We start from the raw sequence: 25,518 nt of genomic DNA, 5'->3' as shown, positions 1-25,518 counted from the left end.
GTCTGGGATCAGTATACTACCATTACCACCACGCGTGGAAATGATGTACCGGGCCAATCCCCTCGCCTACCTCCAGCGTATCCGCCTGGGCTAACGCCGCCGAAAGCCAGGTTTTTGCTTCCTGTACCGTATCGGCCCAGTTGCTATGGCGCGGGCGCAACGCCGCCAACGCCGCCGACAGCGTACACCCGGTGCCGTGGGTATTTTTGGTCATCACCCGTGGGGCGGTAAAACGCTGCTCCCCTTCACGGGTAAAGAGCCAGTCCGGGCTTTGCGCATCATCCAGATGACCACCTTTCATCAGCACGGCGCCACAGCCCAGCGCCAGTAGCGCACGCCCTTGTTCCAGCATTTCCTGTTCCGTGCGGGCGTGCGGCGCATCCAGCAATGCCGCGGCCTCCGGCAGATTCGGCGTGATAATCGACACCTGCGGCAATAACCGGCTGCGCAACGTCTCCACCGCTGACGGAGAAAGCAGCGGATCGCCGCTTTTCGCCAGCATCACCGTATCCAGCACCACGTTTTGCACCTGGTGACGCTGCAAACGCTCTGCAACAGCTTCAACAATATCCGTTTCCGCCAGCATACCGATTTTGGTGGTGTCGATACGCACATCGCTGAAGACAGAATCCAGCTGCGCTGCGACAAAATCAGGCTCAATGCGGTACACCGACTGCACGCCGCGAGTATTTTGCGCCACCAGCGCCGTAATGACGGAGCAACCATACGCGCCCAGCGCCGAAAAGGTCTTCAAATCGGCCTGAATCCCGGCGCCGCCGCTTGGGTCAGTGCCTGCAATGGTTAACGCGTTAATCCGTTTCATACCTGTTCCTCCGCATTAAGGTGATACAGCGCATCAAGAAAAGCCGGAATAAAGCTCCCGGGCCCCTGACTGCGTTCGGCAGCGATCTGCCCGGCCTGTTTCATCCAGCTACAGGCTGACGCCACATTGTCCAGCGTATTTCCCGGCAGCGCGCAACTGGCCGCCACAACCGCAGATAAGGCGCATCCCGTTCCGACGACGCGCGTCATCAGCACATCGCCGCCGGTAACGCTGACGGTACGCTGCCCGTCGGTGACATAATCCACCTCACCCGTTACCGCAACGACGGCCCCCGTCTGACGCGCCAGCGCCTGAGCGGCCGGTAATGCCGATACCGCCGTATCGGTGGTATCCACTCCACGCCCACCCGCCGCTAATCCAGCCAGGGCGAGGATCTCCGAGGCATTGCCGCGTATTGCCCTGGGCTTAAGAGACAGCAGTTCCAGACAGAAACGGCGGCGATAATCGAGCGCGCCAACCGCCACGGGATCAAGCGTCCAGGGGGTTTTCGCTATATGGGCCTGCTCTGTCGCAGCGCGCATAGCCTCCGCGCGCGACCGGGTCAGCGTGCCGACGTTAATCAGTAACGCACTGGCGATAGCAGCAAACTGGCGCGCCTCTTCGGGCTCAATCACCATCGCCGGTGAGGCGCCTGATGCCAGTAATGTATTGGCGGTAAAGTTCTGCACGACGTCGTTCGTCATACAGTGGGTCAGCGGAGAAAGGATACGAAATTGTTGTAAGGTATGAGCCGCAAGCGTGCGGCTGTGCAGGTCAGGCTGCATGGTTCAGCTCCTGCCCGCGTGAAGAAGGGACACGAGCAGTGTCAGACTTCCCTACGCTGGCATTATCCAGATCAGGTAATACGGGTATGTCTCAGCCCTTCGTGAAAAGGGGCACCCCGAGTCAAATAAAACAAAATCAAAAGCTTGCGATTAACGTCCCGTTAATCCCTGTTCTGGATAATGCCAGCGGAAAGCCAAAGACTCAACCCTAAAAAATGCTCTGTGTCCCAGCTTGTGTCTCAAGTTGTGGCTCACAGTACAAAACACCGAACACAAAAAAGGCCGGGTTTCCCCAGCCTCAACAGCACAATTAAAGGTGCCTTCACAAATCTATTTACCTAGATGTGCTCTTACCTTAGCGGTGCCATTACCAACAGCTCTAACAGCAGCCCTAAGCTGAGATTCAGTAACACCCAACGCTTGGGTCCAATATGCTACTTCCCAAGATTCACTCAAGCTGATGAAACGTTTATCTTCTGGCTGCCGACGCTGTAAGTTATCTGCCATTTGGTTTGTCCTGAGTATTACAAGCTTATGCCTGCACACTACCTATATGACTTCTCTACCACTTCGTAAACGGTCAGTTATCAAACAATTGACACTGGTCATAAAACCAGTAAAAACTTTTTTCCGAGCTTGCTAAGCTTGCCGCTTCGCTTCTATCATAACTACTACATATTGTGTTTATTGATATAACAAATACAATATATCCAAAAATCCATCCCGTGAATAGGTGTTGAAATGGCGAACAATGATAAGCAATCCTCGAAAGATGTAGCTCATCTGGCGGCAGAGACTCTAAACAACCCAAACGCCTCTGCGATTCAGAAAAGTTTAGCGGGTTCGGTGCTATCACAAGCAGGAACAAAAAATCAGACTGGCGCGAACATGGAAGCCAAAGCATCAGCAGCTTTGAAAAACCCACGTTCAAGCGAGGTTACTAAAACCTTAGCTGGTTCGGTTGTTTCTCAATCGAATAAAAAGCGCTAAAAAAAAGCCGGGATTAACCCGGCTCTCATGTTTTCAGTTTCCGTTGTCGCTGTTCGCTCAAGTAGTACCTAATAGCGCTGTCGAATCCATGCGTATGGATGCGGTCAAGTAAGCTGGAACGACTACACTCAAGCCTGCGTGCTAATGCAGACATGTTGATGATCGAATCATCGCCTTTACCGTCCAGAATCCACTGCATCAGCGGCATGTTGCCAGTACCGATCAAAGCTAATTTCATATGTATCTCCTTTCGAGATTTGCCACAGGCAAACCCGATAACGGGTATCTGTGTATCTCCTCTTCTTTGCCTCGCCAGCAGCGGGGACAATGCGTCCCCAATAACTGCTTACTGATCGTTAAGCTGCGTCGTTCGCCAGTTTGGTCACAAAGTCTGGACGGTACACCACAGGCAAGATTGAGCTTTCCGCGAATAGCTCCACGTTCTTAAACTTGTCCTGTACGCTCCAGATACGGAAATCAACCGGATCAGCAAATGCAAGATCAAGATTGCGGCTGGTAGCCGTTGCTACATAACCGAAAGGCAGAGCAATATCAGAGGATAGCGGTTTGCTAAAGCGCGGAACCAAGAAGGATTCATCCGGACCAATTCCATAAAGATTTTGGTCCGTTACTTCCACCACTCGGACATTTTCAATAATGAATGTTGAGAACGCCGGAAGCACTTCTTTGTTAAACAGTACATCACGATCAAGCACACCGAACTGAACATTCTGGCGCACGTCTGGGTGATACTTGATGCCGCGAAAAACATTGCTACCTGCAAACAGGATAAATCCATCAAGCTGACCAGCAAGCCCCCCCATACGCACTTTAGCGGCGGTTACAGCATCATCGAGGCTGCGAAGTGGGTCACCAGAGCTAACGTTGGTTTTGATTGTCCCGGTTGCCTGTTGATATCCAAATTCATCTTCCCAGGAAATGATCGGCTGCTGGGTGTAGGTCGCTTCGATGGTATTACGAAAAAGCGCATCAGCAAAAATCCGCTCACGGGTACGCATGTACTTATCGTGCATTGCTACAGCAGAAGAAGTGACCGCATCCATTACAGACATTTGCAGGTCGGAGCCTGGTTTGCGATATGGTTGCACGTCTGCCGCTGTAATACGGTCCTGAAAAGCATAAAGCGGAGCTTCAATCAGGTGATTGCTAGCGCTACGCTTAGGAATGCTAGACCACTCAGAGCCGTAACGATTAACAGAGCTTGCCACCTTCTGAGCGACTTCATCAATGATATCGAGACTCACCTTCGGACTTGCAGAAGTCTGACGATCACTGAAAACATTAAGCGTGGACAGCAAAGTGTTCTTTGCATCCATGTTCACAAAAGTATTGGTGTAATCCGCGTAGCTGAAATTGGTTGATAGTCCCATGTTGTCTTCTCCTTATTATTCTGCGTCCGGTGCGCTGGTACGGATTGCGCCCATTTTGGTGAGTGCTGCAATAGCATTGGCGGCAGCGGTAGCGCCCATAACAGCGACGATGGTGTCTTGTTTGATGTAAATCCCGCGATCAGCAACGATGATATGAGCAGCATCTTCTGCCCTGTGGTGGCTCAGGACCAGCAGGCAGTCATCACCAGAGACATAAGCAGCCCCAGCGCTGGTAATGCAACTACCCGGCTGGACTTCTACAGCCAGATCGACAGTAATAGTCTTGCGGTCAAAATTCGGATCGACTGCATACGCGATCACGTCATTGTAAGAACGTTCAGTTGTTCCCATTTTCATATAATTTACTCCCGTTAAATTTCACATAGCTATGTAAACAAAAGGCCAGCGCCTGCTTGAGCCGTAAACGGCGACAGGGCCAGCCTTTCGAATTGTTCCGATGAAAAAGAAAACCGGACGGAGAGAGGCCCGGTGTGAATTTCACTGGTAGGAATGAGGAGGTGATCATCGCCATCCAAGAGGTAAGGAGCCTCAAACGCTGAACACCTGAGCCAGTTTGCATCATGGCTGATGACCGGAGGAGAGCCGGATTTAATGGCAAATCCAGACCAGAGGCCTAGACTTTGTACGCCCTATGACATCGCAACGCGATTTAAAACAAAGTTTTAAACCCGTCCACGGGTGCTAAAGGCGAATCTTAATCTTTTATTGGGTTGCCGCCATGGCATAGCCTTTTCAGGCCGATAATCTCTAGAGAGCAATCACCGCAGGAAAGGATTCAATGATAATAATAACCAATATAAACTATTTTATCATTTACTTATTATTTTTACAATCAAAAGGTTACATCATTACTAGGTGTAAGAGCTATAAAGTTCTATGAAGCTATACCGGTATCCACTTCCAACAGCATCAGAAGAGTTAGCAAATTTAAGTGGAGTAAAGAAGTCACATCTGTCTATTCATCCAGTTATTTTCTTGTTTTTCTCCCTCAATTGAGGTATAAAAAACAGAAAATAATCATGAGGCCTATACCGATGTACTCTCATAATCTCGAAAAAACCGTAGTATTGGCTGATCCGAATGATATCGAATCTTACTTGCAACCTCTGAATCTCAGTCAAAACGACCTTATACGCATTCTTGAGCGTGGTTTGTCTGGTCGCTATTCCACTACACAAAATCACCCTGTAACGTCTCGCGGACAGTACTTTTACGGTGAAGGGGTAAGCGCTGCCAGAGATATCCTTGCTCCGAAGGGATTCAAGCGATTGTCTCTACGAAACGTTGAATTGACTATTAGTGAAACGGTGGCGATTTATCTCTGCCGTGGCTGCGATCAAACGGGTTTGGTTCATGGCTATCCTGAGTCACGTATGAAGAAAGGAGACTTTACTCGTGAACTCATGGGGTTAATCCATAATAACCACCCTGGTCAGGGGAAACTAATGCTGGATGATAACCAGCTCAAATTAGATTTAGACCTGCCAGAAGGTGAGGTTGTCCCATTACTCCCGAACAAAATCGGACGGGACTTATGGTTCTTACTTTACGATTTTGATGAACTGGATGAATTCAACCGTGTAGGTATTCGCGCGGAGCTGTCCCGGCCTGTTTCCTACAATGACAAAAATGTTGTTAACAGTTTTTCTACTCGTTTGATTCTTGATGCCCATCAGCCAGATCCAATGGTTCAGGGTGGTGAGACTCCTCAGTTTACACCAGATATTGATCTTGATATTTTGAAAACAGGCTAAAGATGCACCATGTTTAATTCAGAGCGTTTACGTATAGCAAGAGAACGGAGAGGCCTGACTCAAAGAGCGCTAGCTGAAGCTGCTGGATTAACCAGCAAGACCATTTCTAACTATGAAAAAGCAGGTATCTTCGAGCCAATTGCCAGCGATAGTATGGAAAGAATCGCTTCTGTTTTGGAATATCCTATCGAATTTTTCCTCGATCGGGATGTTCCTTCATTGACGCCCGAAGCCGTCAGTTTTCGTGCAATGACAAAGTTAAGCGCCCAAAAACGTGATTCGGCACTCGGCGCTGGCAAACTAGCACAAGAATTATCGGCATGGATTGATGGGCAATTCAAGTTACCGAAGCCCAACATCCCTGATTGTAGTTTCGACGGATATTCTGAGCCGGAGCGTGCTGCTAGAGCAGTTAGAGAAGCCTGGGGTATTGGTGAACTATCAATTTCGAACATAATTCATTTGCTTGAAGCTAATGGCGTCAGGGTATTCTCACTTGCTGAAAATTGCGTTGAAGTAGATGCTTTTTCATTTTGGATGGACGAAAAACCCTTTGTTCTGCTGAATACAATGAAAACTCCAGAACGCAGCCGCTTTGACGCTGCTCATGAGCTTGGTCATTTGGTTCTGCACAAACACTCCAGCAACAATGGTCGCCAAGCTGAACAGGATGCAGATCGCTTTGCTTCGGCGTTATTGATGCCTGAGCGTAGTATCTTAGCCTCAGTACCAAGGATGCCTAGCCTAGACCAGCTTGTTTTATTGAAGAAAAATTGGAAAGTGTCCCTAGCGGCTTTAGTTCGACGTACCTTTGATGTCGGTTTGTCTTCTGAATGGCATTACAGACAACTGGCGATAGAACTCAACCGCCGTGGTTACCGTACTGGGGAACCCCAGGGCATGCCAGAACGAGAGAAGTCGTTGATTTTGGAAAAAGTCTTTACATCGTTGCACTCTCAGGGAGTAAAGCGTGTCGAAATACTTAAACAGCTGCGCTTCCCCGCTGATGAAATAGGAGCGCTCACATTTAACAATCGCTTCTTCATGGAGGCCATAGCTGGGGACGGCCTTTCGTCGTCGATCAAACACAAACGACCACCTCATCTAAGTCTTGTCAAATAATCCTATATGCGACAACCGGCGGTTTACTCCGCCGTATTTAGCTCGAGTCCGTTAATCTCATATTAAGCTAATCTGTTGATCTGGTAGCCTAAATACTTTAGCGCTAACCACTGTTCATTAGTCAGATCTTCGATCTTGCTCTTCATCAGCAGACTGACCGGACGGAGATTTGCGCTGTACCCTTGAGCTGCACAAGTCATAGCTATACCTTTGATTTTGATCGCCTTGCCGCCCTTCGTCTGGGTCGGCTGGCTGTTAGATGTAGGTGAAGCAAGATAAGTAGTAATTGCATCTGCCAGCACCTGATCAGCACTTTTGCTCAGGTCTTCCGGTTCGTCTGTTCCTGCGATCATCGCTTCCAGAATACTGGCTCGAATTTCTTCGATGTTTTTCATTATTATGTTTCCTGTAGAGGTCCAGGCCGTCACGAAGCCATAGAAGTACGGCTACGCAGATCCGCAGTAAGGATAAATATTCAAATAGGGTCAAGTTTCCCCGGCTGGGGTATTAATAATGCAGGCGTGGTGATCGGCGTTGGGGCGCTGCCTGCTTGCGTGAAATAGTCTTCCGGTACTCAATGAACAACGGATCGTCACTAACAGGCATTCGGGATGCCATTTCCTGATCGCTCACTCCGTCACGTTGAAGAAACGTGATCACAGAAAATAGAGGTAACTGGAGGTCAGCACAGATTTTTTCGAGCATTGCACCTGAGTCAAAATACTGGCGTACAGTTCGCTTAGTTGCGTACTGACTGGTGTATTTCACCTTTCGAAACTTGGGATTCCATGTCTTAGCCAGTTCAGCTACAAACTCAGGATCAAGACGTAATAGTAAGGCAACTTTGCCGGGGGTCATGCCATGCACAAGGAGTGTCTTAGCGGTTTTAACAATATCCTCATCACGGCGGCGCTTTTTAAAAAGACGCTCTAAATCTGGTTTTTTCTGGTCAGCCAGAGAGTGGCTGTTGCCAGTTACGTTCTCACACAAGCAGTCCTCCAATTGTTAAAATGGGATCGTTTCGTCATATTCGTACCAGTTATCCTCTTGCTGCTGCGGGGCATTAGTAGCCTGTTTAGCTGCGGCTGCTCTCTGTGCTTGCTGCTGTTTGTAATAAGCATCAGCACCGGATGAAGTATCGTTAGCGGCAGACCTCGATCCTTTGTATCCATCGCTCTGGATTTTTTTGATATGGCTCTTTATCAGATCCATTATCTCACCGGGTTTTGTTATCCACCATAGCGCACCATAGGCCATAAATCCTTCTTCGTCGTAACCTTCTACCCAGTTGTTGAGGGTATCGATATCAGCCATCTGGGGCTGGTCTGGTCTTTTGACTGTTGGGAATTGGATAACATTTCCACCATTCACCGCATCATCACCACCGGATAAATCAGCATTGCCGCCAGCAACCACAGAAGGTACGCCGTCTGGTTTTCCAGCAACAGGCGCGGCAGGTTCCACCACGGAAGATTCCACAACAGGTTTTTGTTCATTATTACCACTCTCCGTACCGGCTTTAACTTTTTGTTTTTTTGCGATGGTAACTACTGCATCACCCTGCTGTGACAATCCAGCGTTGAGTTCAGCTAGTATGTCCTCGGGATCTTTGACCGTATAGATACAGTGAGAAGTGTTGCTTTTGCCCTCGTCAGAGATTGTTTTCCAATCTAACCACCCCATTTCTTTAAGTGCTTTACGAGCACGTTTCACCGTAGATTCTGAGATCCCCGCGCAATCATCACTGATCCGGGGGATTGATACCGTTACTCGTCCAGTGGTTTTCTTCCACCCCAGAAGGTAGCCGTATACTGCAATAATATTGAGGTCGATTTTGACCCCATTAAAATCACGAATTCGAGAAAGCAGAACGATACAGGGGGAAAATATATCAACTGTGATCGGTTTGTCTTCGTTCGGCTGCGGTAGTGATTTGTAGAGCTTAGTTTCTGTTGTCTCGGTCATTTTTATCTCCCTGTGGGTTCGTCAGTGGTTGTTCATTGCGTTTCTGAATGTGTTTCGCCAGGTTCTGGCACATGTTCCGGATCATCCTCGGAACTGGCATCCCCAGCCGATCAGACTCTTCACGTAGGATTGCGTATGTTTCGTCATCCAGGCTCAGCTTCATATCAAAAATCCTCCTCAATTAGGTACAAAAGAAACCTCTCCAGTGGTCACCAAGAAGGCGAACCGGATCAGGTTTTGTTCAGTGTTGTTAGGCTGCGGTTGCTGTCGGGAATTCGCCAGCCAGTGGATAACCGTAGGCTTCAAGTTCTTCTGCACCGCTGACAGCCACAAGCAGCATAATGATCTGCTCATGAGTCAGTGCAAGATTGAATTTGTTCAGATAAAGCTGGCGATGACCTTCCAGGATTGGGCGAAGTATCTCGGTCAACTGCATTCCGGCAGCGCGTTGATTACTCAGCGGCTTAAGGATGGTTTTAAACGCTCGCGCCTGCTTTGCCTTTTTGCGCTCCTGCTTCAGGATATGCAGGCAGACGGCAATCTGTGGGAATCGAGCATGTACAGCATCCGCGCCACCATTCCTACTGATGAAGGCCCACAAGGCTGATTTGGTGTATTTGCCGTTCAGGATGAGATCAGCGATCTGCTCGCCTGTCATAGTGGTCAGGTCGAGACGTTGGGATTTTGGTTTGTTCATGTTGGGTTCTCCGTTTCTGTTAAAAGAATTATTCGCGGAGGTCTTTTTGTACCCATTTTGTATTGCCGTGAGATTGACAAAGGATGTCGTGATGACGGCAGAATTATTCGAGGATTCGTAGGAAAATCATTACCCTACTAAGATCTAGTATATCAGTATTTGCTTAAAATAGAAAGCTTTATTTTAGTAAATTTTAAAATACCTCATCATTACATTATCAGCCATAGAAATATTTGTCAATAGGGCTAAATCGCTCTGTAACGCATTATGCGGGGACTTGCCTTTATAGCAGTACCATCGTATTACCCACACCATTTAAACGCCGTAGAGAGGCAGTGAGGGCGTCAGTTAGCCAACCCACGCCGCCCCGGAGTAGATCGGGTAAACAAGTTTGCCCCTGTCGCCAATCGGCTCCATTCACATTGAACTGCCGCGCCTTGCGGCTTGTCCCCACACAGTGAGAGCGGTAGCTCTCTGGCGTAGCCTGTAGGGTTACCCGACACACAGAACAGCAACCGGAGGTTGTTGTGATGGGCTATGGAGGGTTAGAAGGTCACGAGATGGCGAGTCTGTTCACGTCATCTAAGATGAACTTCTTACCAACAGATATCTGAAGTGGCGAAGCCATTGCAGAGCGGAGCGATACATGAGCATCACTCTTTAAACACACTAGTGAACACCAGTTCACCCGGCCTTTGACCTTAAAGTCTTTAAGATCTTATGGGTGTTTTTATTTTTGGTTTTATGTTGTTCTTATTGCAGGTCATACAGGCCCCCCCCTGGGTTCTCTGTGGACCCACCCTCAGTTCATGCAGAACCCACCACCAGTTCATATAGAACCCCTCCCTACCCCGCCATTCTCCTTACAAGCCGAAGATTGGCAACCCAATACTGGTTTTCTGTCAAAACTTGGTGGATGATCTCACTTATTGCTCACTAAGCAATCAATCAAATTTAAATACCCCCTAAAATACCTATTAATCGCAGTTATTAATGCTGACTTAATGATCCTACGGGTAGATCGAAGATCCTGATCCACTCAACGTCCTCTTGTAATGAACATAACGAAGCCAGCAATGGCGCGGCCTCGGCAGATTTACCAGTCAGACTGGAGCTAAACACAATCACCGATCCCTCCTCATTTCAAACCGAAATAATAATTTCTCGTGCAAAATCAACGAAAATCGTCCATTTCTGGGCCTGTGAGAGCCTCTCAGCGGGGCGCTGTGCTATGGGTGCGTCAGTTTACAGTTGTGTGGAGATAACGCCGCTACAGGCTTCTGGTGAAGCGCAGGATGGATTGGTGGGTTGGCTGTTTACATTGTTGTGGGAAATGGTACGAAACAGTGGCGGCCTGGCTCGGTGAATATCGCCAGGTGATCGCAGACCTTCACCCCGTTGTGGTAACGTCTCTGTAGTAGCTTTGTGTCTGCTGGTAAATAGAAAAATGTGCTTTTATGGCGTTTGACACACTGGCAACCTCAAAGGCCTGAAACCTGAAATTGTGTGGTGACCAGACAAACTCATCCAAAATCCTTGAACAAGAGAACTCACCTCGAATCCTCCCGAATGCTTTCCTTCTGTTGGTTAAATCGCTGTTGTGTATCCAGCTTCGCGTCAACGTTCCGAAAAGCAATACCTGACTATTCCAGTCAAGTACTTATAAGAACCATTATGTTAAATAGACCGGAAAATGAACAGCAGAATGCCCTATTGTGGCAAGTTTTCCCTGTTGTGATGTTCTACGGGATGAAGTGGTAACGTACGTTACCGGGCCTGTCGGCTCTGCGATATTTCAGCAAGAAGATAAGAAATTATTGAGGGATCGTCTGTCACGTCAGGCACATGGCCCAGAGAGCCGTAGGATATTTTCAGCAAGAGCATGTAAGCTGGATCGTCAAATAGCAGGGACATCCATGAGGTGGGGTGGATGAGTTGCCGGGAATTTTACCCGGCAGACCGTATGACAGATTAGTTAAAGGTGCAGTTTCCGCCAGACGGTGCACCGATGAAAAACTGCATCTTTTCGCAAGTCACGGTGATCTTCTGGCCCTTTTTCAATTTCGACGCCTTCGCCTTTTCTGAATCAGACATACTCAGACTGACTGGCATGAAGCGATTACCGCTTTCAAGTTTAAGAACTACATCATCCGTGAAATTTTTTGTTATATCCTGAACAGTTCCGGTTACTTCCACCTTACGACCACCAATTTTGTCATCGGCTGCAACCTCGTTAGCTTTATAAAGTTCAGCTAGATCTTTCGCTGTGGTCCGATACATGCTTTCGTCAGAATATGCAGCCTTTTGTTTTACGGTGCCAGATTGCGATTGTGCTGATGTTGTCATCTCGTCAACCACCATTTTCATAAAATCTTTTTGCATCGAGATATAGGCAGCGACCCCATCGCAGCTATCAAGGGCGATCTTATCTTTCGTTATCAACCTCCCTTTAGCTTTAAGCGCAGCACCAGCACCAGCGCCCTCAACGACAGAATTGTAGATAGCGTAATAGCTAGGCGTATCTTTCTTCATACCCTGCGTTGCCTGCTTTATCAATACATCTTCAGAACCGCCTTTCAGCGTCTGCTCACAACTGACATTAATCAGCGTTTTGACATAGGTCGCCAGGTACTCAGGGTAAGGCTGTACTTCCGCAGGGGGAACACCATCAGCGAAAGATGAGAAGGAAAAGAACACAAGAGGTAATGCAAGAATTTTTTTCAAAACAGCCTCCATAGCTGAATAGATTAAGTACACCATCGGCAAGTGTCTCAACGCCATCAATTACTTTAATCGATCGAAATTACAAAATCGATCGTTAAAATTGATCAATTTAGTTACTATAATCTTCCAAGGATGTTTACTCGGATTGCCATTTGGCATTGTAGAGGGCAGATCATTCTAGGGGGAGATATGAGAGGAATTCTATTGATTTGCGGTACTCTGGTGACTTTTTATGCAATGGCAGGCAAAATCACCATGCAACTGACAGAACAGACCCAGACTGCCAACGGGACGCTGTGTCGCTATTCCAATTCAATCTACGATTTTATGTACAAAACGAAAAGCAAGCATTGTCCAAATGTGAAAACGTTCTCTACAGAGGACAAGTAAGGTTAAATTCTGTCAAAATCAGAATTGCAGCGGCGGCAATGCCAATGCTTATAGTCGTATGATCCCATCATACCGATGACCTTCTCCCTTGCTTCCATGTGGAATTTAATATTCTCACTTTCATAGCATTTAGGGCAAAATGCTATTTCATCACCCTCTTTCCACCAAACACCGTTTTGGAAAATGAAGGTTTGCTTATCCTTTAATTGCTCCTCTAATTGCTTGTTCTTCTGTTCTGCATCAAAAAGTAGCGCCTGGGTGGTGATAACCTCCATCTTAACGCCAGCAAGCTCTGTCATGAGGTTTGCAAGCTCAAGTTTAAGCGTCGCTTTATCAAGTTCACCGCTATCATCCGCAAGTTTCTTTGCAATGCCAACAGCTTTATCAATAATCCCTACAGCCGCTGCTGTACTCGCTAACACTCCAGACATATTTTTTCCTTAAACCAAAATTCGATTCATTACAGCTTCTGAAGCAATTTTACCATAACTGATTAAATCCCTCGGCCCAAGGTGATGCACATTTGAGGGGAAGGTTTGGTACATGTATTTATAAGCCGTTGCCGCTGCTGCAATCGCGGTATTGAACTCAGGTGTAGAACCGTTCGAAAAATGTTCAGCGTTGAAATGCGCGATTACATTGCTTCTGAACTCCGTCATTTTCTTCCAGTAAGCATGAAATTCGGTTGGCGTCGTTCGCAGTTCATCGAATAAGACCTTTCGAAATCTGTCGTGATCATCCACTACACACTTCCAGTGAGTCCCCTCAGCATCAGATCCAAAAACTTTGCACCAATGTATCGCCGCATCACCAATTAAGGCATTACAAACGCCCCTGAAAGGGAATAAATCACCAGTACCACGATCCAAGTGTTCTAAAGCATCAGCCAGAGCGAAAAAAGTGTGAATAGATCGTGAGAATATGGTTAAACACATCATGCTGTTTTCAATAGCTTTTGCCCTTGCAATATCCATCTCTTGCGATCCCTTACCCTTTTTACACATTTTATTGATAGTACATTGTAAGCCCGCAGGTGATAAGACTGTAAGCAAGGCTTTACTTCTCCAAATTTTAAATCATCCCCATTCCAAGCCATCAATCACATAACAAACCGTGGAAAGCGGGAAGGTGTGCAAATAGCGTCTAGTAATACCTGAGCCACTCTTCTCATGACCAACTACCTGTTGCAGGTGTGCCAGGTTGCCAACCCAACCAGCTAAACAGCCAGAAATCATCGTATGCCGAAAGCTATGCACCAATCGCCGCTGCCCATAATCATCAAGATAAGGAATGCCAAGCTGATCTCGAACATCTGCTAAGACCTTGCCGATCTTCGGCATGTTTTTGCCAGATACAGGGGAGAAGATTTTCTCTTTCCACTGTCGATTAACGAAATCAAGAAAACCCCACTCGATCAGTTTGGGATGAATCACTACCTGCCTTGTAGCGTTCTCAGTTTTGCCTTGCCCCCCTTCTGCGATCAGGAGATAGTGCCGCTGGCTATCTTCATCAAATTTGATCTGTGATTTCTCCAGCTTGGCGATCTCGCCTCTTCTGGCTCCCGTGTACGCCAATAGCAAAGTGATCCACTTCTGCCACCCGTCAGGCTGCTTGAGCGCCCACCCCACAAACTTTCTCATTTCTGCTGCGCTATATGCACCAAACCTTGCTTTAGATGGTGAGGCGACCACTCCATCAGTCGGAGACTTCTCCAGAATATCTTTATTGTCAGTCAGGAAGGTTTTGAACAGCGATTTGTAAATCTTCAAATGCTTGTGGATAGACTCAGCGCCAACCAAATCTTCTGGCGGAACATCATCACACTCGATCAGTTGCTGAACCGTCATTGACCGATAAGGTTGCACAACACGCTTTGGCAAGTTTTCAACAACTTCCATCACCTGCTTGATGTCCTGCTTGGTTATCGTCGTTACGTCTGTTGATGCACCGAGGACAATGAACATGACTTCCATAAAGCGCTCATTAGCCTGTGAAATTGCCTTCGTCCAGTTCTGAGCCTTCTCCTTTTTGTATATATTCCACGCGCCAGCCAGCGTTAGCACTTCTTTTGGTTGTGCTTCCGTTTGTTCTTCCTCTTCTCCGGAAGGAGTAACAACCTCGCGGTATTCCTGTGCAACCATCGGCGGAATATTGCGCCGCACATCATTCAGAAATTGGTGCGCCAGCCATTGTTCATTCTGCTGCTTCAGAATATTGCCATACTCAGAAAGACGCTTACTGAAGTGATCCGGTTGGATAGTTCCACGTTGAACCAGAGGAATTACAGGAGAAGCAAAAGACATGAGCAACTGCGCCTGGGTGTGGCTGTCAGTCTCTAACGACTTACGGAAAAACTTATTATCAGGCAGGCGAAAACGAACGTAATAAACCCCGTTACGTTTAATGGTGTGGCGTATGGTATGGTGTCCCATTTCGTGAGCCTCGATGTGATCGGCTAAACAAAACGGTTCGAAAATCGCAGATAAGTTTTTGATTTTAAATTGAATAATCGCCAGGACTACGCTGGCATTATCCAGATCAGGTAATACGGGTATATCTCAGCCCTTCGTGAAAAGGGGCACCCCGAGTCGTTGAAACCGAAGCATTTATTATGCATGTTTCGCCAACAGGATACTGGGTGCGTCAGGGGATGTAAATCAGCGAAATGCCGATATCGCTGGCCCCAGCTCAGGTCAGATAGTTCCCAAAACCGTCATTCGTGATGCGAACTGCCTACGGCATGTGTTGCTTGCGCACGCTTTCGTTTACACTTTTTACGAAATTATTGGCGTGATAACAAAATAGTTCTTGTCAGACTTGCTGCACAGTGAGAATGATACACGACTGATTTTTATGACCCGAATACGTGGAGAGTTTATGGGTATGAAGAATAAATTTTTAATGGGCGCACTGCTGCTGGCAACCAGCGCAGTCTGGGCCGCACCCGCCGCAACGGGGATTGATCAGTACGAATTGAGCAGCTTTGTTGCCGACTTTACCCATTTCAAACCTGGCGATACCGTTCCTGAGCTGTACCGCACCGACGAGTACAATATTAAGCAATGGAAGCAACGCAATCTGCCAGCGCCCGACGCAGGAACCCACTGGACCTATATGGGCGGCGCTTATGTACTGATTAACGACACCGACGGCAAAATTATCAAAGCCTACGACGGCGAGATTTTTTATCATCGGTAAAAAAAGCCCCCTCGAAAACGAGGGGGAATGGCAACATTATTTTTCTATTTCTTTATTGTCGTTAACTGCACATTTACCTTGTATTATTCAATCATACTTCACATAGATTAGTGCCGTAGCCTTAAGCTCACCAGGTTTTATTTTACTCCTGTCATAAACATAATAACTGGCAACAACAGGGATCGTAACCGTGTTATTGTTTACGGCATCACCAACTTTATCGACTTTCCACAGCGTTGTCGCAGTTCCCTGTTCAGGGGTATCTGAAATATTCACGATTTTATTGCTATTCTCAAGTACAAATCCTACACCGTTATTAGCATCACCACGTAAGACGGTGTTACTGCCTGCCAGCAAATCGCCGCTGGACAAATAAACCACCATTTTTCGTGACGTTTGTTTACGATCCCCAAAAAGATTTTCACATTGTAATCGTATGTTATCAGTAGCATTTTTACTTGTCGTTTTTCCTGAAGCAGGTAATTCTGCAAGCGAAATATCAGGGAGTGCGATAGTTAAATTTTCTGGTTTGCAGGTAGTTTGCTTCCTGTTATATGTCAGTTTTAGATTTGATGAATAAAAACCGCCGGCATCAGAAAGTGAATTACGGTAATTATTTATACATGCTTCCCAGCCTCCTCCAGACAGCAAACATCCAATCAGTACCCAAAACGCCGTATTTCGGGATGTTGAGGAGGCACTAGACAAAGAGGCCGCATTATCTATTCTAACACCCCCCCCTGAATCCGCAGAGATATTCACTGTTGCATTATTACTTGCCTGAGAAATATCAACTTTATATCCTGCAGTAAAACTTTTCTGGTTATCTGTTAATCTAATAGTAGCATCATCCAACCAGCTAATTTTCAGATTCAACTTTACCGTATTATTATAAAAGCCAACAATAACATCAGAAGTTTTTAGACGGGTTACCGTATTCGTTCCCGCGCAGGATGGATCCGTATATTGGTGCACAAAGGATGCAGACTGGGATGGATTTACCGCAAAATCTTCGCGAACAACTAAATCATCCGTAAAAGTGATGTTTCCAGTACATCCTGCATAACTTGTTGGTAAAGTAGCCATCGCGGCTAAGAGTATTAAAAGACTTAATTTCATAACGCCGCCTAAGAATCACCGACAAATATAAACTTTACTTTCATCAATCTCTTTATCGAAGGTGATTGAACATGAAAGTCCCTGTTGTTTATCGACCGCCACACTAACTTCTGGCGGAATCTCATTGGTGCGAATAAAGAGCTGACTTCCCTGGCCGACCACGCCAATATTATGCCCGTGCGTATCCTCGACCTCGTAGCCAAAGATTAGCGGCGAGCCGTCGGGACGTTGCGCCCGAATAAACCACGGCTTTCGTTGGTCGGTGTCAAACGTTGTCAGTACCACTGCCCCACGGTATGGCGCGGTAATTTTCCGATTGCCACGTAATTCCGTTTCACTATTACTTTGTGAAACATCCAGCATCAGGTGGTTTTCACGGTATGGCGTCAGGCTGTCATAGATCACCACGCCATTACGGTTAGTAGTGCGGTATTTCTGTCCATTCGCATAAGCGCCTTCTAATCCCGGCGCCTGCATTATCGCAAACGTCTCCGAAAGACGATTCGCCAGGTTCACACCGCCGGACCAGGCCACCACGCCTCCCGAAATACTGCCGCTACTTTGCGTATATTTAGACGACTGACTGTAACTGCCGTTTAATGTCGCCACAGGCGCATTCCACGTCAGGTTTGTCCCCGCGGTGGTCTCGCTGTTCTGTCGCTGATGGCTAAGGTTCACGCCATAAGTAAACTGATCGCGAGCGCCCGTCGTACCAGACAATCCGGTATTGTTGGAGGCAAAGCCATCATCATCAAAGGTGGTTGAGTTAGACACATATAAAGACCGACGCGGCGAGGTAATATCATCTCCCCAGTCAAATGGAATCGAAATAAAGATATTAAAACGCTTGTCTTCATGATGATCTTCATCATATGTCTGGCTGGCAGAAAACGTATAGCTGATGCGCTGCCACTGGCTGGAATAGCTCAGTTGATAATCTTTACTGTTACCACTGCGTCCCCAATAATCACGCCATAGCGTACTTAAGGAAAACGATCCCCATCCTTCTGGCAAGGTCTGGCTGACGTTAGCGGAAAAACTGTTTTTACGCCCAAAATCATTCTGGTAGTAATCAGTAATGTCATAGACATCATTCTCATCGCGACGGTAGTTATTTTTATTATTGGCCCAGACATGATCGTTAAAAGTACGGTACTCGCGTGACGAGTAGCGGTATGCCGCCAGACCAAAGCGGGTCGCCGTTTGCGTCAAATATTTGTTATAGGCAATCTGATAGCTCTGACCGTCAAAAACATCGCCATTATCCTGTTTGCTATGAGACTTCGTCGCATCCACGGAAATTGCGCCAATACGGGTATTCCATCCTGTACCGAGCGTAAAAGCATTATAATCATCCGCCAGCATTGTGCCGCCATAAAGCGTCAGCAAATTATTCAGGCCATACTGATAGCTGATTTGCGCAAAATCCGTTTGATGACTCGCTCCCTCAATGTGGCTTCGCCCGGCGGCAAAGTCATACTTCGAAACGCCGGGTTGCAGCATGTTAGGGACAGCGGCATACGGTACGAGGTAGGTAGTGACTGAGCCATCGGCCTCTTTCACGCTCACATCAAGATCCGCACCGCCTCCCGCAAGCTGTAAATCAGCGATAGAAAATGGCCCTGGCGGCACCTCTTTCTGATAGACCACAAAACCGTTCTGCTCAATGGTGACCAACGCATTACTTTGTGCAATCCCCTGTACCAGCGGCGTAAAGTTTTGCTTCGAGTTCGGTAACATCTGCATATCCCGATACAGACGTACGCCGCTAAAACGCACAGAATCAAAAATATCTGATGAGGTATACATATCCCCGGCGCGCAGCGTACCCAGAATCTGCGGGATTCCCCGCTCAAGAAAGAGCGTATTGCTTTTCCACTCTCCACGGTTATCGTCAGATTTGCTGTAACTGGCATCCGAATGCAATTGCCACCCCAGCAAATTTAGCCCGCTGTTAAAACGGACATAGGTGCTTTTACTGTTGCCGGACTCTTTATAATCACTGTAATACTGGCTGGCATAATATGACGTATAAAAAGCATTAATCCCGCGATCCCAGTTTTCTGGCGGCACATATCCCTGCTCCAGTTCTTCCACGTATGCCTGCGGCACGCTGAGGTTCAGACGAAACGTACCGATATCCCACGCGTAGCTCCCGCCTTGCACCGCCTGTTTCAACAATAAGCACTCCCCCGCATTATTCAATGCTTCTGTATTAATGCCTAAGCGAGTGAATATCTCACGAGACAGGCAGGTATCATCTGGGTTATCTTTAACTATAACCTCATATTTTCCCCGCCATTGCTGGTTGACATAAATATCGATGTCATATTGCCCGGGTAACGGTTGGCTATCATCCAGACGGAAGTCAGACACTTTCTCGCCTTTCATTCCCCCCATCATAAAATGGGTGTCAAAGGTTTCTTCTGCCGCATAAGCATTCATTCCGGGCAGCAACAGTAATATCGCCGAAGCAAGCGGGGTCATCCTTAACATAACCGACTCCTGTCATTTTACGCTTACACGATCGCTGATATAATTACCGTAATCATCAATAATGGTCAGACTATATTGGCTGGCGTTAACATTTTTTAATGGTACGTCCTGACTGGATAAGGGAGCGACCATGATGCTTTCATTATTTATTTTGACATTACTGGCTTTCACCTCACTTACGGTGATCCAGTTGGCGGCATCATTTCTGATCGTAAACGTTTTACCGCTCCGTTTAATCGCCAGTTTCTGAAAAGTACTTTTATTAACGGGAGCAATACCTTTTGGTCGATAAAACAGCTTAATACGGTTTTGCATAGCAAACTTAAGCACATTCTTTCCGGCGCTTTCTGGATTATTCGGTGGAATATCCAGCACATTCAGGAAAAAAAGACTCTCTTTATTGCCGGGTAACATATTCGGCATAGCTTTAATCTTTAACTGCTGGCCGGAATCACTGGCTACCTTTGCAACCGGTGGCGTAAGCAGAAACGGCACCTGGATTTTCTCCGGCGGTAGCGACGTGTCGCCATCATCAATCCACGACTGCACCAGTGAAGAACGTCCCCCCTGGTTCATTAACTGTACCAGCACTTCTTTTTTCTCTGCCGGGTAGATAATGCGAGTACCGTAGATCACAATTCCCGCATGAGCAGGCATAATGATTGATGATATAATTAATGCGTAAAATCCTTTCATCCATTATCCCTTAAAATTAGCAACCGGCAGCAGAGTGCTGCCGGCAAGATATTATTCCTGAACAACTTTAAGAATCACTTTTGCATTAACCACACCTGAGGTTATCGAGTTTGTTCTTTTAGCATAACGTGCTGCAAGGTCAAGTTTATAAGCCCCATCCGCCGATGTTGGAAACTCACTTAATGGAATACCAACACTACCTGACTTCGCAATAGAGTTATTATTATGAAATAATTTAAAACCGACCCCTGTAACATACCCATCATTAACACCAGGGATAATAACACCGTTGTTATCCACCTCATCGCCGGAGATAAAGACCCTAACATTCGTAGCGCCATCCCCACATTTGATTTCCAGCGGCGCTGCTGCGCGGCCTTCACCATATGTTACATCCTGCCCAATATTCACGTTATCGAAGAAGGTATCAGGAATACTGGCTAACTCGATGGTTGCACTTGTATGCCCGTCAACAAACTGGCATGACGTACCTGTAACTTCACCCTGAATTGTTAATTCACCAGAATCCGCCGCAAAAACCCCGGCACTCATAAAAATAGCAGACAATACGGAGGCAGCAATAATTGAACGTTTCATAGTATCTTCCTTAATAAATGAATTTCTATTTGTTAAGAGGGATTAACTCTTGAAACTAAATTCGCACACACAAAACGTTATCGCAATGTAAACGTGTTGTTTTGTTGATTTAAAACAATTTACAGAATGCAATATAATTACAACAAATAAGTTGTACTAATTATCATTTTTAGAATTTATTAATAATCGTGATTTATCATTAAATACATTCAAAATATAAATAGAAAAGCCCACACCATTCATGCGAATGATGTGGGCTTTCTCGTATTCACGTTATTTTAGTCGTAGCGGTTTAGGACTATCTGGCGAGCGGTGCTTCCTGGCAGGGTGATAACTTCCGTTACAACGCCTCTGACCGGCATTGAGGCCGTTTCTCCTGCGTTTGTCAGATAGGTGTTATTACCGCAACGCTGTTGCAACTGAGTATCCACAACATCAGCGTGACAGGTGGGGGTCGTGACGCTTCCGCTAATCGTGAGCGTCGCGGTATCAGAAGCAAAAACAGGAGAACTCATTCCATAAGCCAGAACTATAATTCCCATCAGCAAAGGATTCTTCATGTTTAGCGTTAATCCTGTCGTAAAAGAGAGCACAGCACAGTTTATCTTCATGGGAAATTATGCTCGCCGGTTCATTGTAAGACCAATCGAGATAATAAATTAATAAGATAGCTATGATCAATTCAAATGATGTATTTGGCGATTTTTTAAGAAAAGCGCCCAATTAATGAAGGGAAAATAAATAATAGCGTGATGATTATTTCATTAATATATTCACCGCATCAATATATTTCTGATGCGGTGAATAACCGTCATCCTGACGGTTCAGGCGAAATTAAACCGCGCGGAAAGCTATTTCTCCGGGAATAACCTCACCCTGCCAGTACAGTTGCGCCGCAACGCGCCCTGCCAGCTCGCGGTATATCGCGGTAAACTCACTGTCGGGACGGCTGATTACCGTCGGCGTTCCGCGATCGAGATCTTCACGCAGGCTGATATGCAACGGCATCTGCCCCAGCAGTTGAGTACGGTACTGCTCGGCCAGTTTCTGTGCGCCGCCGGTGCCAAAAATTGGCTCATGGTGACCGCAGTTGCTACAGATATGCATACTCATGTTTTCAACAATCCCGAGCACCGGTACTTCGACCTTCTCGAACATCACAATGCCTTTTTTGGCGTCAATAAGCGCGATGTCCTGCGGCGTGGTAACGACAACCGCGCCTGTAACCGGAATGTTCTGCGCCAACGTCAATTGAATGTCACCGGTTCCCGGCGGCATATCCAGTACCAGGTAATCCAGATCCGGCCACAACGTTTCCTGCAACATCTGCATCAGCGCTTTGCTGGCCATCGGGCCGCGCCATACCATCGCATTGTCATCCGTCACCAGATAACCGATGGAGTTGGTCGCCAGACCGTGAGACATAATCGGCGCCATATGGGTGCCGTCCGGCGAAGTTGGGCGCTGATTCTCAGCCCCCAACATGGTCGGGATAGACGGGCCGTAGATATCGGCATCCAGAATACCGACTTTCGCCCCTTCCGCCGCCAGCGCTAACGCCAGGTTAACAGCGGTAGACGATTTTCCCACGCCGCCTTTACCGGAACTGACGGCGATAATGTTCTTCACGCCGTTAATGCCAGGCTGATTTTTAACGCGCTTCAGCGTCGCGATGTTATGCGACAGCTTCCAGTCAATGGCTTTCGCGCCCGTAATCCGCAGTAAATCGGCGCTGCATTGCTCTTTTAACACCTCAAACGCGCTGTGCCAGACAAACGGCATGACCAGCTCAACGTGCAGCGTGTCATCCAGCCAGGCGACATGGTGCAACGCTTTCAACGTCGTCAGGTTATGCTTCAGGGTTGGGTGCTGAAAATTCGCCAGCGTCCCGGCGACCATCGCGCGCAGGGTCTCTGGTGATTTAGCCTGGGATTGTGCGTTCATCCCGACTCCTTTTTATCGTTATGAAAAGTACAATTGTAACTTTCTAGTTTACTCCTGCGGTAATAATTATTCATTTATGGATTAATGCCCTTATCACTTGGCGTAGTTATTCCCTTTCAGGTAACATCAGAACCCCCTTTTACTAGAGAAGAAGTAATACCTACTATGACTCAAGTCGCGAAGAAAATTCTGGTAACGTGCGCGCTGCCGTACGCCAACGGCTCCATCCACCTCGGCCATATGCTGGAGCACATCCAGGCTGATGTCTGGGTCCGTTACCAGCGAATGCGCGGCCACCAGGTCAACTTCATCTGCGCGGACGACGCACACGGCACCCCTATCATGCTGAAAGCACAGCAGTTGGGTATTACGCCAGAGCAGATGATTGGTGAAATGAGTCAGGAGCATCAGACTGATTTCGCAGGCTTTAACATCAGCTATGACAACTACCACTCAACGCACAGCGAAGAGAACCGCGAGCTGTCCGAGCTGATTTACACCCGCCTGAAAGAGAACGGTTTCATTAAGAACCGCACCATCTCTCAGCTCTACGATCCAGAAAAAGGCATGTTCCTGCCGGATCGTTTTGTAAAAGGCACCTGCCCGAAATGTAAGTCTCCAGACCAGTACGGCGATAACTGCGAAGTGTGCGGCGCGACCTATAGCCCGACCGAGCTTATCGAGCCGAAATCCGTGGTTTCCGGCGCTACGCCGGTGATGCGCGACTCTGAGCACTTCTTCTTTGACCTGCCCTCTTTCAGCGAAATGTTGCAGGCGTGGACCCGCAGCGGCGCGTTGCAGGAGCAGGTGGCGAACAAAATGCAGGAGTGGTTTGAATCCGGCCTGCAACAGTGGGATATCTCCCGTGACGCGCCATACTTCGGTTTTGAAATCCCGAATGCGCCGGGCAAATTTTTCTACGTCTGGCTGGATGCGCCGATCGGCTACATGGGTTCATTCAAGAATCTGTGCAACAAGCGCGGCGATCTGACCAGCTTTGACGACTACTGGAAGAAAGATTCTGACGCCGAGCTGTACCATTTCATCGGCAAGGATATCGTCTACTTCCACAGCCTGTTCTGGCCGGCCATGCTGGAAGGCAGCGGTTTCCGCAAACCGACCAACCTGTTCGTTCACGGCTATGTAACGGTGAATGGCGCGAAGATGTCTAAATCGCGCGGCACCTTTATTAAGGCCAGCACCTGGCTGAACCATTTTGACGCCGACAGCCTGCGCTATTACTACACGGCGAAGCTCTCTTCCCGCATCGATGACATCGACCTGAATCTGGAAGACTTCGTGCAGCGCGTCAACGCGGATATCGTCAACAAAGTCGTCAACCTGGCTTCCCGTAACGCGGGCTTTATCAACAAGCGTTTCGATGGCGTACTGGCTGCTGAACTGGCCGATCCCGCGCTGTACAAAACCTTCACCGACGCAGCAGCGGTCATCGGCGAAGCGTGGGAAAGCCGCGAATTCGGTAAAGCGATCCGTGAAATTATGGCGCTGGCGGACATGGCTAACCGCTATGTTGATGAACAGGCGCCGTGGGTTGTCGCGAAACAGGAAGGCCGCGATGCCGACCTGCAGGCGATCTGCTCGATGGGCATCAACCTGTTCCGCGTGCTGATGACGTACCTGAAGCCGGTTCTGCCAACGCTGAGCGAACGTGTGGAAGCGTTCCTGAACACCGAGCTGAGCTGGGATGCAATCGCGCAACCGCTGCTGGGCCACAAGGTTAACGCCTTCAAAGCGCTGTATAACCGCATCGACATGAAACAGGTCGATGCGCTGGTTGAAGCCTCGAAAGAAGAGGTGAAAGCGGCGGCGGCGCCAGTTACCGGCCCGCTGGCAGACGACCCGATTCAGGAAACCATTACCTTTGACGATTTCGCTAAGGTCGATCTGCGCGTGGCGCTGATTGAAAACGCTGAGTTCGTTGAGGGTTCCGACAAACTGCTGCGTCTGACGCTGGATCTGGGCGGCGAAAAGCGCAACGTCTTCTCCGGCATCCGTTCCGCGTACCCTGACCCGCAGGCGCTGATTGGTCGCCATACGGTGATGGTCGCCAACCTGGCCCCGCGTAAAATGCGCTTCGGCATCTCTGAAGGGATGGTGATGGCCGCCGGTCCTGGCGGGAAAGATATCTTCCTGTTAAGCCCGGATGACGGTGCGAAGCCAGGCCAGCAGGTGAAATAAACAAAAAAGCCGGAGACATTCTCCGGCTTTTTTATTCCAGTACGCCAGCGAATCACGCCGGATGACGGTGCAAACACCTTATCCGGCCTACCGCTTATCTTATTATGCTTTCTTCTCGTGCTGACGCGCCGCCAGCCCGCGCAGGAAATAACGCAAGAACTGATCGCCGCACTCGCGGAAATTTTTATGCTCCGGGGCGCGCATCATCGCCGTGATTTCCGGCATCGAGACGCGGAATTTTTGCTCCGTCAGAATCGCAAGAATATCGTCGGTTTTCAGCGAGAACGCGATACGCAGCTTTTTCAGCACAATATTATTGTTAACGCGGCGCTCCGGCTCCAGCGCTGGCGCGGACTCATCTTTACCACGCTTTTCGTAAATCAGCCCATTCAGGAAAGCAGAGAGGATGATATCCGGGCAACGTTGAAAGCCCTCTTCCTCTTCTTTACGCAACCAGACAGCAATCTGTTCCGCAGTGGCTTCGGCATTACCCAGCGCCAGAATGCGCACCAGATCGTTATTGTTTGCTTTCAGGATGTAGCGCACGCTACGCAGAATATCGTTACTCAGCATGGGGCCTTCGGGTGTTAATGAGGCAAAAAATCAT

At 47.9% G+C, this 25,518-nt stretch carries 27 protein-coding genes and 2 riboswitches; of the genes, 6 read left to right on the top strand and 21 right to left on the bottom strand.

Annotated features, from left to right (window positions below; all coding sequences use genetic code 11):
- Positions 1-22: 22 nt before the first annotated feature.
- The 3 genes from thiD to OGV83_RS12185 form a co-directional block, all read right to left on the bottom strand.
- Positions 23-823: a bifunctional hydroxymethylpyrimidine kinase/phosphomethylpyrimidine kinase gene (gene thiD / locus OGV83_RS12195; RefSeq protein WP_047462552.1), complete on the bottom strand. Its 801-nt coding sequence runs from the start codon at positions 821-823 to the stop codon at positions 23-25.
- The gene (thiM, locus tag OGV83_RS12190) at positions 820-1,608 is read right to left on the bottom strand and encodes a hydroxyethylthiazole kinase (protein ID WP_134769237.1); all 789 of its coding nucleotides are present in this window, start codon (positions 1,606-1,608) and stop codon (positions 820-822) included. Before thiM ends, thiD begins: the two co-directional genes overlap by 4 nt.
- Positions 1,609-1,639: 31 nt before the next feature.
- A riboswitch (TPP riboswitch) is annotated at positions 1,640-1,737 on the bottom strand.
- Between the two features lie 201 nt (positions 1,738-1,938).
- Complete coding sequence (locus OGV83_RS12185; RefSeq protein WP_071579603.1) at positions 1,939-2,115, bottom strand: DUF3606 domain-containing protein; 177 nt, start codon at positions 2,113-2,115, stop codon at positions 1,939-1,941.
- 234 nt (positions 2,116-2,349) lie between these two features.
- Between OGV83_RS12185 and OGV83_RS12180 the strand changes: the two genes are divergently transcribed.
- Complete coding sequence (locus tag OGV83_RS12180; protein WP_000002667.1) at positions 2,350-2,598, top strand: hypothetical protein; 249 nt, start codon at positions 2,350-2,352, stop codon at positions 2,596-2,598.
- A gap of 25 nt (positions 2,599-2,623) precedes the next feature.
- On the opposite strand, the gene OGV83_RS12175 is transcribed toward OGV83_RS12180, so the two are convergent.
- The 3 genes from OGV83_RS12175 to OGV83_RS12165 form a co-directional block, all read right to left on the bottom strand.
- Entirely contained in the window at positions 2,624-2,836 is a 213-nt protein-coding gene (locus tag OGV83_RS12175) for a hypothetical protein (protein WP_063144558.1), read from the bottom strand.
- Positions 2,837-2,954: 118 nt separating this feature from the next.
- Positions 2,955-3,989, bottom strand: a complete 1,035-nt coding sequence (locus OGV83_RS12170) for a major capsid protein (protein WP_286463675.1) — start codon at positions 3,987-3,989, stop codon at positions 2,955-2,957.
- 15 nt (positions 3,990-4,004) lie between these two features.
- On the bottom strand, positions 4,005-4,346 hold the full coding sequence (locus tag OGV83_RS12165; protein WP_182400938.1) for a hypothetical protein: 342 nt from the start codon (positions 4,344-4,346) through the stop codon (positions 4,005-4,007).
- A gap of 698 nt (positions 4,347-5,044) precedes the next feature.
- On the opposite strand from OGV83_RS12165, the gene OGV83_RS12160 reads away from it, so the two are divergent.
- Positions 5,045-5,764 carry a hypothetical protein gene (locus OGV83_RS12160; RefSeq protein WP_286463668.1) on the top strand — a complete coding sequence of 240 codons (720 nt, stop codon included), beginning with the start codon at positions 5,045-5,047 and terminating at the stop codon, positions 5,762-5,764.
- Positions 5,765-5,773: 9 nt separating this feature from the next.
- Positions 5,774-6,886 (top strand): helix-turn-helix domain-containing protein, encoded by a 1,113-nt coding sequence (locus OGV83_RS12155; protein WP_209417914.1) that lies wholly within the window; start codon positions 5,774-5,776, stop codon positions 6,884-6,886.
- A gap of 62 nt (positions 6,887-6,948) precedes the next feature.
- On the opposite strand, the gene OGV83_RS12150 is transcribed toward OGV83_RS12155, so the two are convergent.
- From OGV83_RS12150 to OGV83_RS12130, 5 genes are all read right to left on the bottom strand, one after another.
- Positions 6,949-7,281 carry a phiTE-211 family phage-derived protein gene (locus tag OGV83_RS12150; RefSeq protein ID WP_195995140.1) on the bottom strand — a complete coding sequence of 111 codons (333 nt, stop codon included), beginning with the start codon at positions 7,279-7,281 and terminating at the stop codon, positions 6,949-6,951.
- 112 nt (positions 7,282-7,393) lie between these two features.
- On the bottom strand, positions 7,394-7,876 hold the full coding sequence (locus OGV83_RS12145) for a hypothetical protein (protein ID WP_286463660.1): 483 nt from the start codon (positions 7,874-7,876) through the stop codon (positions 7,394-7,396).
- Between the two features lie 15 nt (positions 7,877-7,891).
- Positions 7,892-8,851, bottom strand: a complete 960-nt coding sequence (locus tag OGV83_RS12140) for a helix-turn-helix domain-containing protein (RefSeq protein WP_286463659.1) — start codon at positions 8,849-8,851, stop codon at positions 7,892-7,894.
- 250 nt (positions 8,852-9,101) lie between these two features.
- Positions 9,102-9,548, bottom strand: coding sequence for a hypothetical protein (locus OGV83_RS12135; protein WP_286463657.1), 447 nt, complete (start codon positions 9,546-9,548; stop codon positions 9,102-9,104).
- A 1,971-nt stretch (positions 9,549-11,519) separates the two neighbouring features.
- A complete protein-coding gene (locus OGV83_RS12130; RefSeq protein ID WP_286463656.1) occupies positions 11,520-12,272 on the bottom strand; it encodes an OB-fold protein in 753 nt (250 codons plus the stop codon).
- Positions 12,273-12,461: 189 nt separating this feature from the next.
- Between OGV83_RS12130 and OGV83_RS12125 the strand changes: the two genes are divergently transcribed.
- Positions 12,462-12,662 carry a hypothetical protein gene (locus OGV83_RS12125; RefSeq protein ID WP_223579677.1) on the top strand — a complete coding sequence of 67 codons (201 nt, stop codon included), beginning with the start codon at positions 12,462-12,464 and terminating at the stop codon, positions 12,660-12,662.
- Positions 12,663-12,664: 2 nt separating this feature from the next.
- On the opposite strand, the gene OGV83_RS12120 is transcribed toward OGV83_RS12125, so the two are convergent.
- From OGV83_RS12120 to OGV83_RS12110, 3 genes are all read right to left on the bottom strand, one after another.
- Positions 12,665-13,093 (bottom strand): hypothetical protein, encoded by a 429-nt coding sequence (locus OGV83_RS12120; RefSeq protein WP_286463655.1) that lies wholly within the window; start codon positions 13,091-13,093, stop codon positions 12,665-12,667.
- Between the two features lie 9 nt (positions 13,094-13,102).
- Positions 13,103-13,636 carry a hypothetical protein gene (locus OGV83_RS12115; protein ID WP_187509879.1) on the bottom strand — a complete coding sequence of 178 codons (534 nt, stop codon included), beginning with the start codon at positions 13,634-13,636 and terminating at the stop codon, positions 13,103-13,105.
- A gap of 102 nt (positions 13,637-13,738) precedes the next feature.
- Positions 13,739-15,094 (bottom strand): site-specific integrase, encoded by a 1,356-nt coding sequence (locus OGV83_RS12110; RefSeq protein WP_286463653.1) that lies wholly within the window; start codon positions 15,092-15,094, stop codon positions 13,739-13,741.
- A 66-nt stretch (positions 15,095-15,160) separates the two neighbouring features.
- A riboswitch (TPP riboswitch) is annotated at positions 15,161-15,258 on the bottom strand.
- A 281-nt stretch (positions 15,259-15,539) separates the two neighbouring features.
- Here OGV83_RS12110 and rcnB point away from each other — a divergent pair.
- Positions 15,540-15,860: a Ni(II)/Co(II) efflux transporter accessory subunit RcnB gene (gene rcnB / locus OGV83_RS12105; RefSeq protein WP_024130186.1), complete on the top strand. Its 321-nt coding sequence runs from the start codon at positions 15,540-15,542 to the stop codon at positions 15,858-15,860.
- 87 nt (positions 15,861-15,947) lie between these two features.
- Here rcnB and OGV83_RS12100 read toward each other — a convergent pair whose 3' ends face one another.
- From OGV83_RS12100 to apbC, 6 genes are all read right to left on the bottom strand, one after another.
- Entirely contained in the window at positions 15,948-16,979 is a 1,032-nt protein-coding gene (locus tag OGV83_RS12100; protein WP_286463651.1) for a putative fimbrial-like adhesin protein, read from the bottom strand.
- 15 nt (positions 16,980-16,994) lie between these two features.
- On the bottom strand, positions 16,995-19,475 hold the full coding sequence (locus OGV83_RS12095; protein WP_286463649.1) for a fimbrial biogenesis outer membrane usher protein: 2,481 nt from the start codon (positions 19,473-19,475) through the stop codon (positions 16,995-16,997).
- 12 nt (positions 19,476-19,487) lie between these two features.
- Positions 19,488-20,171, bottom strand: a complete 684-nt coding sequence (locus OGV83_RS12090) for a fimbria/pilus periplasmic chaperone (protein WP_130029052.1) — start codon at positions 20,169-20,171, stop codon at positions 19,488-19,490.
- 51 nt (positions 20,172-20,222) lie between these two features.
- A complete protein-coding gene (locus tag OGV83_RS12085; protein ID WP_286463647.1) occupies positions 20,223-20,768 on the bottom strand; it encodes a fimbrial protein in 546 nt (181 codons plus the stop codon).
- Positions 20,769-21,046: 278 nt separating this feature from the next.
- The gene (locus OGV83_RS12080; RefSeq protein ID WP_049011722.1) at positions 21,047-21,328 is read right to left on the bottom strand and encodes a DUF2574 family protein; all 282 of its coding nucleotides are present in this window, start codon (positions 21,326-21,328) and stop codon (positions 21,047-21,049) included.
- Positions 21,329-21,602: 274 nt separating this feature from the next.
- Positions 21,603-22,712 (bottom strand): iron-sulfur cluster carrier protein ApbC, encoded by a 1,110-nt coding sequence (gene apbC, locus OGV83_RS12075; protein ID WP_012131650.1) that lies wholly within the window; start codon positions 22,710-22,712, stop codon positions 21,603-21,605.
- Positions 22,713-22,877: 165 nt separating this feature from the next.
- On the opposite strand from apbC, the gene metG reads away from it, so the two are divergent.
- On the top strand, positions 22,878-24,911 hold the full coding sequence (gene metG / locus OGV83_RS12070; protein WP_012131649.1) for a methionine--tRNA ligase: 2,034 nt from the start codon (positions 22,878-22,880) through the stop codon (positions 24,909-24,911).
- 102 nt (positions 24,912-25,013) lie between these two features.
- On the opposite strand, the gene OGV83_RS12065 is transcribed toward metG, so the two are convergent.
- Entirely contained in the window at positions 25,014-25,484 is a 471-nt protein-coding gene (locus OGV83_RS12065; RefSeq protein WP_012131648.1) for a YehS family protein, read from the bottom strand.
- Between the last annotated feature and the right edge of the window lie 34 nt (positions 25,485-25,518).

The sequence above is a fragment of the Citrobacter sp. CK189 genome (genome assembly GCF_030333505.1).
GTDB lineage: Bacteria > Pseudomonadota > Gammaproteobacteria > Enterobacterales > Enterobacteriaceae > Citrobacter_B > Citrobacter_B koseri.
This window is presented reverse-complemented; position numbering and strand designations above follow the sequence as displayed.